General features: G+C 70.2%; 15 protein-coding genes. 11 read left to right on the top strand and 4 right to left on the bottom strand.

Annotated elements, in window-relative coordinates; genetic code table 11:
- Positions 1–234 precede the first annotated feature (234 nt).
- Positions 235–783 (top strand): GNAT family N-acetyltransferase, encoded by a 549-nt coding sequence (locus tag PV721_RS34850; RefSeq protein ID WP_319731495.1) that lies wholly within the window; start codon positions 235–237, stop codon positions 781–783.
- Between the two features lie 211 nt (positions 784–994).
- Here the strand turns inward: PV721_RS34850 and PV721_RS34845 are convergent, their stop codons facing one another.
- Both PV721_RS34845 and PV721_RS34840 read right to left on the bottom strand, forming a co-directional pair.
- Entirely contained in the window at positions 995–1,468 is a 474-nt protein-coding gene (locus tag PV721_RS34845) for a GNAT family N-acetyltransferase (RefSeq protein WP_319731494.1), read from the bottom strand.
- 79 nt (positions 1,469–1,547) lie between these two features.
- Positions 1,548–1,697, bottom strand: a complete 150-nt coding sequence (locus PV721_RS34840; RefSeq protein WP_319731492.1) for a hypothetical protein — start codon at positions 1,695–1,697, stop codon at positions 1,548–1,550.
- Between the two features lie 445 nt (positions 1,698–2,142).
- Here PV721_RS34840 and PV721_RS34835 point away from each other — a divergent pair, with 445 nt between their 5' ends.
- From PV721_RS34835 to PV721_RS34810, 6 genes are all read left to right on the top strand, one after another.
- Positions 2,143–2,583, top strand: coding sequence for a VOC family protein (locus tag PV721_RS34835; RefSeq protein WP_319731491.1), 441 nt, complete (start codon positions 2,143–2,145; stop codon positions 2,581–2,583).
- A gap of 299 nt (positions 2,584–2,882) precedes the next feature.
- A complete protein-coding gene (locus PV721_RS34830) occupies positions 2,883–3,257 on the top strand; it encodes a hypothetical protein (RefSeq protein WP_319731488.1) in 375 nt (124 codons plus the stop codon).
- A gap of 192 nt (positions 3,258–3,449) precedes the next feature.
- A complete protein-coding gene (locus PV721_RS34825) occupies positions 3,450–3,809 on the top strand; it encodes an ArsR/SmtB family transcription factor (protein WP_319731486.1) in 360 nt (119 codons plus the stop codon).
- Between the two features lie 67 nt (positions 3,810–3,876).
- Positions 3,877–4,722 (top strand): arylamine N-acetyltransferase family protein, encoded by an 846-nt coding sequence (locus PV721_RS34820; protein WP_319731484.1) that lies wholly within the window; start codon positions 3,877–3,879, stop codon positions 4,720–4,722.
- Positions 4,723–4,848: 126 nt separating this feature from the next.
- Positions 4,849–5,475, top strand: a complete 627-nt coding sequence (locus PV721_RS34815) for an ATP-binding protein (RefSeq protein WP_319731482.1) — start codon at positions 4,849–4,851, stop codon at positions 5,473–5,475.
- A gap of 100 nt (positions 5,476–5,575) precedes the next feature.
- Positions 5,576–5,758 carry a hypothetical protein gene (locus PV721_RS34810; RefSeq protein WP_319731481.1) on the top strand — a complete coding sequence of 61 codons (183 nt, stop codon included), beginning with the start codon at positions 5,576–5,578 and terminating at the stop codon, positions 5,756–5,758.
- Between the two features lie 358 nt (positions 5,759–6,116).
- Here the strand turns inward: PV721_RS34810 and PV721_RS34805 are convergent, their stop codons facing one another.
- Positions 6,117–7,292 (bottom strand): hypothetical protein, encoded by a 1,176-nt coding sequence (locus tag PV721_RS34805; RefSeq protein WP_319731479.1) that lies wholly within the window; start codon positions 7,290–7,292, stop codon positions 6,117–6,119.
- Between the two features lie 196 nt (positions 7,293–7,488).
- Between PV721_RS34805 and PV721_RS34800 the strand changes: the two genes are divergently transcribed.
- The 4 genes from PV721_RS34800 to PV721_RS34785 all read left to right on the top strand — a co-directional run bounded on the left by PV721_RS34800 (position 7,489) and on the right by PV721_RS34785 (position 11,366).
- Positions 7,489–8,106 carry a multicopper oxidase domain-containing protein gene (locus tag PV721_RS34800; protein WP_319731477.1) on the top strand — a complete coding sequence of 206 codons (618 nt, stop codon included), beginning with the start codon at positions 7,489–7,491 and terminating at the stop codon, positions 8,104–8,106.
- Positions 8,103–9,011 carry a multicopper oxidase family protein gene (locus PV721_RS34795; protein WP_319731474.1) on the top strand — a complete coding sequence of 303 codons (909 nt, stop codon included), beginning with the start codon at positions 8,103–8,105 and terminating at the stop codon, positions 9,009–9,011. The genes PV721_RS34800 and PV721_RS34795 overlap by 4 nt, the downstream gene beginning before the upstream one ends.
- A 163-nt stretch (positions 9,012–9,174) precedes the next feature.
- On the top strand, positions 9,175–9,939 hold the full coding sequence (locus PV721_RS34790; RefSeq protein WP_319731472.1) for a nucleotidyltransferase domain-containing protein: 765 nt from the start codon (positions 9,175–9,177) through the stop codon (positions 9,937–9,939).
- Between the two features lie 329 nt (positions 9,940–10,268).
- Positions 10,269–11,366 carry a MerR family transcriptional regulator gene (locus PV721_RS34785; RefSeq protein ID WP_319731496.1) on the top strand — a complete coding sequence of 366 codons (1,098 nt, stop codon included), beginning with the start codon at positions 10,269–10,271 and terminating at the stop codon, positions 11,364–11,366.
- A gap of 92 nt (positions 11,367–11,458) precedes the next feature.
- On the opposite strand, the gene PV721_RS34780 is transcribed toward PV721_RS34785, so the two are convergent.
- Positions 11,459–11,827 (bottom strand): hypothetical protein, encoded by a 369-nt coding sequence (locus PV721_RS34780; protein WP_319731470.1) that lies wholly within the window; start codon positions 11,825–11,827, stop codon positions 11,459–11,461.
- Positions 11,828–11,887 lie beyond the last annotated feature (60 nt).

Below are 11,887 nucleotides of genomic sequence, written 5' to 3'. Positions count from 1 at the left end.
TAGCTCCGTGGGCGGGGTAAGATTGTATTAGCGGCAGCGCCCCCGCCCCCCCCCCCCCCAGACCACCATCACCAGCTTCGCGAACCGGTCGATCCGCAAGCCCGAGAACGTCGCCACCCACACCGGCTCAGCCCTCAACCACCCACCCATACGCGAAAAATACCCAGCGCCGAGCCTTCCGCAACACCCTTTGGTCGGACGCCCGGGGGAGCGGCGTGCGATAGCGTGCCCGCCATGAATGGACTCGAACACGTCGTCTGGCCACCTGCCCCGATAAGGACCCAACGGCTCGTGCTCCGCGAGTCCGAGGCCCGAGACCGTGTGGCGTTCGTCGACCTGTTCGCATCGCCGGAGGTGGGCACCTACCTCGGTGGCCCTCGACCACGTGATGAGCTCGAACGCGCAGTGCCCGAGGTGCCAGGGCGGCGCCCCGGCTTCTTCGTGATCGATCTGGACGGGGCGATGATCGGCGTGATCACGCTGGATCGACGCGATGCGGGGCGTCCGGGTCACGTGCGTCCCGATGCCGGGGAGGTCGAGCTCGGTTACATGTTGTTGCCGGAGGCGTGGGGATGCGGGTACGCCGCCGAGGCGTGTGCGGCGGCGCTCGACTGGTTCGCCGACGCGCTTCCCGGCGAGACGCTGGTGCTCTGCACCCAGACCGCCCACGACCGCTCGCTGCGCCTCGCGGCGAAACTGGGGTTCACCGAGGTGGAGCGGTTCGAGGAGTACGGAGCCCAGCAGTGGTTCGGCGTGTGGTCCTCGGCCACGTCGTCGGGTTGAGGTCGGGCTCGTCGTGCAGGGCGAGGTCGTACGACGACGCCCTCGCGTCGGCACGAAGCCGAGCGGCGAGGGCGTCGTCATCGCTGCAGCGTCTGGTATAGACCCCAGAGGATGCGGGCACCGAACCGCGCACGCCTCGAGCCCCCAACCCGGAACCTCCGCGCAGGATCCACCGGACGGGCCCCGGGGTGGGTATCGGGAGTGGATCACGTCATGCGTCGAGTGGAAGTTCCAACAGCTCCTCCGGGGGCTGGAATCCGTAGCGCTGATAGAGCGGGCTGCTGCGCTCTGACGGCCAGACGATCAGGCCCTCGAGGCCGGCGCTGCGTGCATGCTGCCTCAGGGCGTCGAGGAGTGCCGAGCCGGCTCCTTTGTTCCGTTGTGACGGCGTGACGAAGAAGTTCGTGACGTAGCCGATCGGGTCGTTGTCCGCGTAGGGCTCCGGCATCCGCTCCACCGGACAGAGGAAGACGTGACCGCAGATTTCGCCCCCGGCTGCCGCGACCCAGGCCAACCAGTGGCCACTGCTGAGCCGATCGCGGATCCAGCACTCGGCCTCTTCCAGGTGTCGGACAGGAGCTGGTGGATGCCCTTCGTAGTCCTCCCGCTTGAAGGCCCACCGCAGTTCGGCCAAGGTGCGGGCATCAGCGGGTCGGGCCGGACGCACGATGAAATCTGAGGTCATGGGGTCGAGCCTGGTTCCTGCAGCACGTCGAGGCAATCCGGTTTCCGTGCGGGTCGCCGCTGGTGCGGGGCCGTCACCTTTACGGGGTGATGTCCAAGAGCCGGACCAGCTGGGAGAGTTCTTCGCGGAAGGGTTTCTCCGGGCTGATGGCCTGGGTCTGCAGGTGGCCGTAGATCGCCAGTGACATCAGTCCGTGCAGACGGCTCCAGCTGTGCAGGGCGAGGGCCACTGCGGCCGGGGCAGGTCGGGGAAGGTCGGGGAAGGTCGGCCGGACCTTGTCCGGCAGGCCGGGGTCGAAGTCGGAACCAATCGAAGTCGCTGTCCGCGTAACGGGGTTCGGCGTACGCCCAAGCCGCGGCCGCGAGTGCGGTGATGCCGGTGCAGACGCGGTGCGCGGCTTCCGGGGTGGCCCCCGCCCTCGGGCGGCCGGTAGCCGGGGACGGGGTCGCTGCCGAGGGAGTACTCCGCCGCGGTGCGCGGACACCGGCACGTCCTGAACGTCCTGCGCACCTCCAACCGGCCGTGGTGCGTCGCCGCGCCGGTGGGGCCGGGATGCCCCCGGAGCGGCGCGGTCAGGCCACGACCGGCCACGGCCTCGGCGACGCGTTCGCGTCGGCCGTGTTCCGGCGGTGCGTCGGCCGCCGCCGCCCGGCCCGGCGTTCTAGCGTGATCGCATGGAACAGCGCATCACCCTGGTCACTCTCGGGGTAACCGATCTCGCACGCTCCAAGGGCTTTTACGAGGCCCTGGGCTGGCGGGGACAGGAAGTCGAGGCGACGGTCTTCTTCCAGGCCGGTGGGCTCGGGCTGGTGTTGTGGGATCGCGACAAGCTGGCCCGCGACTGCGGCGTGGAGCCCGGACCGGTCGGCGGGTTCGGCGGGATCGTCCTGGCCCACAACGTCCGCTCCGAGGCCGAGGTGGACGAGCTGCTCGCAGCGGTACGACGGGCAGGCGGGAGCGTCACCAAGCCCGCGGCCGTCAATGCGGTCGGGTTCTATTCCAGTGCCTTCGTGGACCCGGACGGCCATGCCTGGGAAGTCGCGTACAACCCGGGGTTCCCCCTTGCCGCCGACGGCTCGGTCACCCTGCCCGATTTCGGGGGTGAGAAGGACTGATCGAGGCCGCGGCGCGGCGATCGGATGCTGCCCGAGGCCGCTCCTGGCATGCCGCTCGCCCGAGCGTCCGTCCCTCCGCGCCTTCGCCGTTGGGGCCGCTCGTACGGCTTCGCCCACCTCACCCGCAGGCCGTGAGCCGGCGTTGCAGTGGCGCATCCTAGGGCCTGGGGGATCGTTTTCCGCCGAATATTTGATGTTCCCCGCCCTCTTGGTGGCCAGTGGGTAGCGTCTGCCGTCATCCCCCCGGCCGGGGGTGTGAAGCCGGCCGGGGCCGTCGAGACCCGAGGGAGCGAGTACTGATGGTGAGTGTGGAGACGTCTCTGAAGGAGGCGATGACCTCGATCGAGGGGAGCGTAGGGGCCGCGCTGGTCGACTACACGAGTGGCATGGCCCTCGGAATGCTGGGCGGAGGCAAAGACCTCGATCTCACGGTGGCCGCAGCCGGGAACACCGATGTGATCCGGGCCAAGATCCGCACCATGGAGATGCTGGGGATCAGCGAGGAGATCGAGGACGTGCTGATCACCCTCGGCAGCCAGTACCACCTCATCCGGCTGCTCAAGGGACGTGGGGGTAACGGTCTGTTCCTCTACATCGTCCTGGACAAGGGCAGGGCGAACCTGGCCATGGCCAGGCACCAGCTCAAGCGCATCGAGGCGGAACTGGAGTTGTAACCGCCCTCCTGCTTCCCGGCTCCGCATGCCCATGAGTTGAAAGACTCTTCAACTCGGCACATCTGAATGTGATCAGCCAGGGGTGGACCGGAGCCAGGAGGCGGGAGGATGGCGCTGGAGCCAGGCATCGGGGAGCCGGCGAGTCTGGCTGCCAGCACATGAAAAGTCGAACTTGGGTGGGAGTGTTGTCGCATGCAGGTGCCGCTGTACCAGGCCAAGGCGGAGTTCTTCCGCATGCTCGGACACCCCGTCCGCATCCGCGTACTGGAACTGCTCCAGAACGGCCCCGTACCCGTACGCGAACTGCTCAACGAGATCGAGATCGAACCGTCCAACCTCTCCCAGCAGCTCGCGGTACTGCGCCGGTCCGGCATCGTCGTCTCGATCCGTGACGGCTCCACCGTCAGCTACGCCCTGGCCGGCGGCGACGTGGCGGAACTCCTGCGGGCCGCACGACGAATCCTCACCGAACTGCTGGCAGGACAGAGCGAGCTGCTGGCCGAACTACGACATGCCGACACCTCCGTGCACACCGGTCCACCAACGCTGTGACGGCCCGTCACTCGGCGAGTCATGACCGCCGCCTATGCTGATCACCGTTCGGACAACGAGGGCGAGCATGATCGACATCGACCGGTACCTGGCCGTGCTGGGGGTGGGCCGGCCGGCGGCCCCGACCGTCGAGGTGCTGGGGGCACTGCACCGGGCGCAGGTGGAGCGGGTCGCCTACGAGAACCTCGACATCCATCTGGGGCGGCCGACGGGCATCGGAGCCGCGGAATCCGTGGCCCGGATCGTGCGCGGGCGCGGCGGCTATTGCTTCCACCTCAACGGGGCCTTCGGCGCGCTGCTGACGGCCCTCGGCTACGACGTCACCCAGCACCGGGCCGGGGTGCAGAGCACCCCCGAGGCACCCGCGGGCCCGGCCGGTGACCATCTCGCCCTCACCGTGAGGATCGACGGCGAGCGGTGGCTGGTCGACACCGGGCTCGCCGGCGCCATGCACGAGCCGCTGCCACTGCGCGAAGGCACCTACACCCAGGGGCCGTTCACCTACGCGATGGCCCCGTCGGTGGCGGCGCCCGGCGGCTGGCGGTTCACTCACGACCCCCGCGGCGCGTTCACGGCGATGGACTTCGCGCCGGACCCCGTGGAACTGTCCTCCTTCGCCGCGGAGCACGTCCGGCTGTCCACCTCCCCCGAGTCCGGCTTCGTCCGGGTCCTCACCGCCCAGCTCCGCGACGCCGAGGGCGTGGACGTGCTGCGCGGCTGTGTGCTGCGCCGGATCGACGCCGAGGGCACGCACGAGCGGACCATCGACTCGGCCGACGACTGGTACGACGTACTGGCCCGCGTGTTCCGGCTGGACCTGACCGACGTGGACGCTCCCGCGCGGGCGGAGCTGTGGCACCGCGTCCACACCGTGCACCGGGAGCGGGAGCGGGAGGCTGCGGCGCAGCGGTGAGGGGTGTTCCGTGCGGGGCCCGGCACTCCGTTCCGTGCGGCCCTGCGCGGATGGCGCGTGCTCGACCATGAGCTGTTCCCCGCACCCGTTTCAGGGCCGCCATCACCAGGCGGGGATACTTGCCTGATGGACGTATCGAGGGCTTCCTGGGTTAACACGACGCATGATTGGTCCGGCCTTGTTGATGCCGATCATCTGGCACATATACGACAGGATCCTGCGGAGTTCGCTCCGGACGGACCTTGGCACCTCGTCCTCGAGGTACTTGCCTACGCGGCCGACGAAGCATCGCGCAAGGGCGAGGGGAGCTGTGTCGTCGTGCTCCATCCCGACGGTTCCCTGTCCGTCCGGGACGACGGACGGGGCACTGACACCCGCGTGGACGAGCACGGCCAGAGCGTGAAGAAGCCGGTCATGGCTACGAAGGATCTCCGGTTCTTCGATTACCCGCAGGCCGAGGCGCTGCCGGACGGTCACCCTCGGCGCGGCATGTCAGTGGTTGCGGCGCTCAGCGAGTGGCTCGCCCATACCAACCGCCGCCTCAACGGTGCCTGGACTCAGCGCTACGAACACGGCGTGCCCGTCACTGATCTCGAGCCGATCGAGATCGACGGCACGACCGGGACCCTGGTCCATTTCAAGCCGGACGCGTCATTGGGTTCGGTCGCCGTGCCGGCGGCCGACGACCTTTCGGGCCTGTCCGCGGTCTGGCCGCATCTGCGAGTTCAGGTCGATGACCGGCGCGATGACTGACGGATTGGGGACCGTGACCAACTCCGTCCGGGAACGCACCGGAAAGGGAAGCCGCCACGCCCCGGTGTGACGCGTCGGGGCGCCCGGCGTTGTTCCGTGCATGGACGACATGCTGGATGTGCTGCTCGACGGGGTGACGGAGCCGCGGCTGAAACTGATCAGCGCGGACGAGGCCCGGGCCCTGATGGTCCTCCTCGGCGTTCTTGACGACGACGGGCAGCCCGAGGAGATCCGCAGGGCCGCGGGGGAGATGCGCATCCGCCTCGCCTCGCGTCTGGGCTGAACCCCGAGCCGCTGCGGCGTGATCCCGACCCGGGTCGTAGCCGTACGACCCGGGTCGGCCGAACCGGGGAGTCACTGCCGACGGCGGGGTCGGGGGTGGCGCACAACCGGCGCGCGGCCGCGGACGAACCCGCGGTGTACGCGCCCGTCCCGGCCCGTCACTCCTGCTCGCCGCGGGGCTGCGTGAGGACGAGCAAGAGGACCTGCTCGGGGCTTGGTCGGCCGCCGAGGAAGCGGCCGGCCTCTTCACCCCGCTGGTGGGACCGTACCGTCACCCGTCACCCGTCACCCGCCACCCGCCAGCCGTCATCGCCGCGCGGCCCTGAAACGGGGCACCGCCCCAGGGGAGCGTGACGGCGTCAGGCTCGGCGGCAGCGATCTCGAAGCTCGGAGATGACGGCCTTTTCGCGCGCGGTGACAGCACCGGCCACCGTGGCCACCCGGTCGGCCACGTCGACGAGGTCACTCAGATCCCCCGGCTCGGCGTCCACCTGTCGCCACACCTCGGCGGGATCGATGTCGACCAGGCGAGCGAGCCGTTCGTCGACCACCTGGTGTCGATCGCGGACCAGCCGCACCAGGTGCCGCATCAACAGCGCCTCGTCGTCGGCGATCTTCTGGTTCGCCGTGATGACGAGCCACGCGACCCACAGCATCAACTGCGGGTGCCGACTGCGCTCGCTCAGGCCTTCGGCGATTTCGACCACCCGCGCCTCGTTGCGGAAGACGGCTTGCGCGTGCCGCCCCGCGAGCAGCGTCGTGTAGCGGTTCAACACCACCGCAAGGGGAACGCCGACCACGGGGATGCCGATCTTGATGACATTGCGCTGCAGAAGGAACTTCCCGACGAAGGGGAGCCCCTTCGCGGCGCTCAGTACGGCTCCGGAGTAGAAGCGCTTGATCAACGGCCGCATCATGACCGGGACCGCCTTGACCACGCCTTCCCGGACCACTTCCCCACTCTTGATGGTGAAGGCCACTCGAATGAGCTTCCACATGTCATCGGGGTCGGACAGGTCGAGCGGGACCCGGTACAGGACCGAGATGTCGTAGGCCAAGCGGAGCTGGAGCCGGGTGATGAACGCGACATCGACCATGACGGTCGCGACGGCGGCCGGGACGGTCGCCGGCGAGGCGCCACCGAGGCTCCCGAGGGTGGCGACGACGGCCGCCGAGTAGGCCCCGGCGGAGAGCCCGCCTTCGAGCGCGGCGTACCGAGCTGCCATCTTGATCCGCTGATCGACAATGGCATCCGCGGGGACGCCCTCGTACCGCTCCTGGAAGTACTGCCAGTCGGCCTTGTCGGTGTAGGAGCTCATGGCCTGAGCGCTGAGCTTGGTGAACCAGTTGCCGGACTTGATGTCGTCCGCGCTCAGCCCCTTGATGAACTCCCGCATCTCGGCCCGCTCTCGCTGGACCGCCTCCCGGTCGGCGTCGTCGTCGCCACTGGCATCGACAGCGTCAATCAGAGTTTCGGTCACGGCAAGTCCTCCTAGGCGGGTCAGCGTCCAGCCAGGTTGCCAGGTTCCGGACAACCCCGCTGACGTCTCGACAAGGTGACCCGATAATCAGCCGTTTGTCGACGCATGTCCGGGCCCGCGTCCCTGAGGCGGCTCGGGGGCGGTGTGGGGGTCGGCCCGGGGCGGTCCCCGACGTGGGGCGCGAGCGCCGTCCGTAGCGTCATGGTCATGGCGAAAAAACGGGCACGATGGGACCGGCGGCAAGCCTCGGATGCCGCGTGGGAAGCGGACGCTGCTGATCCGCGGTTCGCTGGTCGCGGGCTTCGCCCTTGTCATCGGCGCGCTCTTCACCTGGCTCTACACGGGAGCCGGAGTGTCCACCGTCGGCGCGGTGAACTTCGGCAACGCCCTCGCGGTGCCTCCCCTCGCCGCGTCCACCGTGGAGGCGGACGGGACCCGTGTCTTCGACCTGCGGATGCAGGCGGGGGAGACCGAGTTCACCCCCGGGACCAGGACTCCGACCTCGGGCTTCAACGGCAGCCATCTCGGCCCCACCCTCCGCGCGGCGAAGGGCGAGAAGGTCCGGGTGAAGGTGGCCAACACCCTGCCGCAGGGATCCACCGTCCACTGGCACGGCATGCACCTGCCCGCCGCGATGGACGGCGGCCCGCACCAGACGGTGCCGGCGGGCGGCAGTTGGGCCCCCGAGTGGACGATCGCGCAGCCGGCCGCAACCCTCTGGTACCACCCGCACCCGCACGGCGCGACCGAGACGCACGTCCAGCGCGGCCTCGCGGGCATGTTCCTCCTGGACGACGCGGAGTCGGCGGCCTTTCCCTGCCCAAGGCGTACGGGATCGACGACATCCCGGTCATCGTCCAGGACGTGACCTTCGACGGCGCGAAGCTCGACCACGGCCACAAGCTGATACGCAACGTCGGTTTCCTCGGCGACCGGACGATGGTCAACGGGACGCTGGACCCGTACGTCACCGTCCAGGACGAACTGGTCCGGCTGCGCCTGCTGAACGCCTCCACCGCCCGCATCTACACCTTCGGTCTCGACGACGGCCGCGCGTTCCGGCAGATCGCCTCGGACGGCGGCCTCCTCGAAGCCCCACACACGACCAGCCGCCTGCGCCTGTCGCCGGGGGAGCGCGCGGAGGTCGTCGTACGGATGCAGCCGGGCGAGCGGAGGGTCCTGCGCTCCTCCCCCCTGGACGCCGGTCCGGACTTCTGGAACCAGCGCTTCGGGGGCGGCGACGACTCGTTCGACGTGATGCAACTGCGCGCGGAGCCCACCCTGAGGCCTTCGGCGGAGCTGCCGGGGGCGCTGGTGGCATCGCCGCTCCCTACGGGGGAGGACGCGGCCCGCAGCCGCTTCTTCGAGCTGAAGATGTCCGGGATCAACGGCCGGAAGATGGACATGTCCCGGGTGGACGAGACGGTCTCCCGCGGCACGGCCGAGACCTGGACCCTCCGCAACGACGAAGGGATGCCGCACAACTTCCACGTCCACGACGTCCAGTTCCGCATCCTTGACGTCAATGGCGCAGCCCCGCCACCGCCGTTGCGCGGGCCGAAGGACACCGTCCTCATCCCGTCCGGTTCGACGGTCCGCATTGCACTGCGCTTCGACGGCCCCGCGGACCCCGACACCCGGTACATGTACCACTGCCACCTGCTGTGCCACGAGGACAAGGGCATGATGGGCCAGTTCGTGGTGGTCCAACCGGGCCGGCCGGCGGCGGCCGCCCCGAAGCCCCCGCCCGCATCCGGCCCACACCAGCACTAGGCAATACAACTAGGCCGCGTCCATCGCGTCAGAGAGCGGATCACGAGAGCGCCGCGCAGCGTGGTGCGGGGCGTTGCGGGCCATTGACCGGACGGCAGGGCCCGGCACGGGCCGGGAGGAAACCCCTCGCGTCGGCCAAGGTGCGCGTGCCAGTCTGGCGATCATGAGCAGTGACCCTGATGACCTGATCCGCGCCGTCGACCGGGCGCGGCGCCTCGCCGCCGAGTCGTTCCCCGACGCCCTGAGCGTGGTCCTCGCAGGCTCCACCGCAGCCGGCCGCACGACCACCACCAGCGACCTGGACATCGCGGTCCTGATCGAGGAGGGCGGCGAAACCCGTCGGGAGACGCTCCGCTTCGAGGGACGGCTGGTCGAGCTGTTCGTCCACACGCGGTCCGGCCTCGACGAGCTCTTCGCCGCCGACACAGCCTCCCGCCGCGGCGTCATGCAGCGCATGTACGCCGAAGGCCTGGTCCTTTCCGAGCGGGACGGAGCGGCCACCTGCATCCAGCGGCAGGCCGAGGCTGCGCTCCGTGAGGGCCCCGGCGCCCTGGCCCCCGCCACGGTCGAGAGCCAGCGCTACGCCCTCACCGATGCGCTGGACGACCTCGCCGACGCCAGTGACGTCGTCGAGCGCCTCGCCGTCGCCGGTGTCGTCCTGAACACCGCCGCCGACCTCCTCTTCGACCACTGCCGGGCCTGGACGGGCGGCGGCAAGTGGCTGCCCCGCCGCCTGCTGCAAGCCGACCCCCGGCACGGGGGAGCGCTCCTCGACGGCTATCGCCGCCTCTGCGAGAACGGCGAACCGGAGGACCTCGCCGACGCCGCTGCGGAGATCCTCACCCTCGCAGGCGGTCCCCTCCGCGAGGGCTACGCCCGAACCTGGCGCGCCGCCACCGCCGAGCCCCGGCCCGGACCACACTCCTAGGTCGCCAGTGAGACGCTCCCGGACCGCGCCGTTGAGGACGTGGTGCGGCGGGGCGTGCAGTTCTGCGAGTGGGCTGCAGGCGGCGCACGCGGCGGGGGTTGTCCACCGGGACATAACCGCCGCTGCCCCTCCTGCCGCCGCGCCTCCCGCTGCCGCGCCTCCCGCCGCCGCGCGCCCGGGCCGGCACCGGCCCCGGCAGGGCGAGCGCACGGGCCGCTGGAGGCCTCGGACCGGTGCTTCGCGTTCGGCTCCTGCTGATCGTGAGTGAGGCCCTTGACCCTCACGTGGCGTCAGGCTGCATAGTCGGAGCCGTGGAAGATCACTGGACCGTGGGACGCGTGGCGGAGCTGGCCGGCGTGAGCGTCCGCACGCTGCATCACTATGACGAGATCGGGCTCGTTCGGCCGTCGGCGCGGACCGTGGCCGGGTACCGGGCCTATTCGGCCGGCGACGTGGAGCGGCTGCGGGAGGTGCTGGCCTACCGGCGGTTGGGCTTCGGGCTGCGGGAGGTCGCGGAACTGGTCGGCGACCCCTCCACCGATGCGGTCGCGCACCTGCGCCGGCTGCGCGGCCTGCTGCTGGAGCGGCGTGATCGCGCCGACGCCATGGTGGCGGCCATCGACAGGGAACTCGGGGCACGGGCGAAGGGACTGAAGGTGACACCGGAGGAGCAACTGGAGGTGCTCGGCGCACGGTTGTACGACGCGATCGGGGGTGCTTACACCGCGACACGGCGTACCGAGCCGCGGATCGCCGCACAGATCTGGGACGCGCTCGGAGACGCGCAGACGGTGCTGAACGTCGGGGCCGGCACCGGCTCCTACGAGCCTTCTGATCGCTGCGTGACCGCGGTGGAGCCGTCGGCGGTCATGCGGGGGCAGCGGCCTGCCGGCTCGGCGCCGTGCGTGGCCGCCGCCGCGGAGAGCCTGCCGTTCGAGGACCACTCCTTCGACGTCGCGATGGCCGTCTCCACCGTTCACCACTGGGGTGACCCGATGGCGGGGCTGCGCGAGATGCGTCGCGTGGCCCGCCGCGTGGTGGTGCTCACGTTCGACACCGACGAGCCGGGCTGGCAGGACCGGTTCTGGCTCACCCGCGACTACCTGCCCGAGTTTGCGGGCGTCCTCGCGGAATTCCCCTCGCTCGCCGGGATGGCCGACGCGATCGGCGCCCGCGCTGAGCCGGTGCCCGTCCCGTGGGACTGCGCTGACGGCCTGTTCGAGGCGTACTGGCGCCGGCCGGGGGCGTATCTGGAGGATCACGTGCGCCGTGCGATGTCGGTGTGGACGCGGGTCGGGCCGGAGGCCGAGCAGAGGGCGGTACGAAGCCTCAGCGACGACCTGGAGTCCGGCCGGTGGGCCGAGCGCAACAGCGACCTCGCCGACCTCGACGCGGCCGATCTCGGCCTCCGCCTGCTCATGGCTTGAACCGCGTCGCAGCGTCAGCGACAGGGCGGTGGGGGAGGGGCGTGGACGGCCCGTCCCTGGGTTCAGGGACGGGCCGTCCGGCACAGGAAGGGTCAGGAGGACTGAGGCTGGGTGGCGTCGGGCACCGGGCCGACGAACTTCGGGTTGTCCTGCCAGGCGGGTTCCATGGGCTGGATGTCGACCACGGCCACGCCGGTACCGGGCCGCTGTTCGCCGACCAGTTCGCCGCGGTGCTGGATGACGAACCTCATGGCGAGAGGTTCGGCGGAGACGGCGTCGTTGACGTAGACGTCCTCGGTGTAGTCGTAGCGTGCCGACGGCAAGCACCCTTCGCATCCGGCTTCGGGCTTGCCCTCGTACGTCCACCGCAGGGTGACGCGGTAGGTGACGGGGTCGCTGCCGCCGGACCCGGAGGTGAAGACCAGCTTGCCACGGCCGGTGCGGTGGTCGGTGGCGCACACGTCGAGGGTGACGGTGCCGTACGCGGGGACGCTCTCGGGGGCGGTCCCCTATATACATCT

It is taken from the genome of Streptomyces sp. MB09-01, assembly GCF_033794505.1.
Classification (GTDB): Bacteria; Actinomycetota; Actinomycetes; order Streptomycetales; family Streptomycetaceae; genus Streptomyces.
This window is presented reverse-complemented; position numbering and strand designations above follow the sequence as displayed.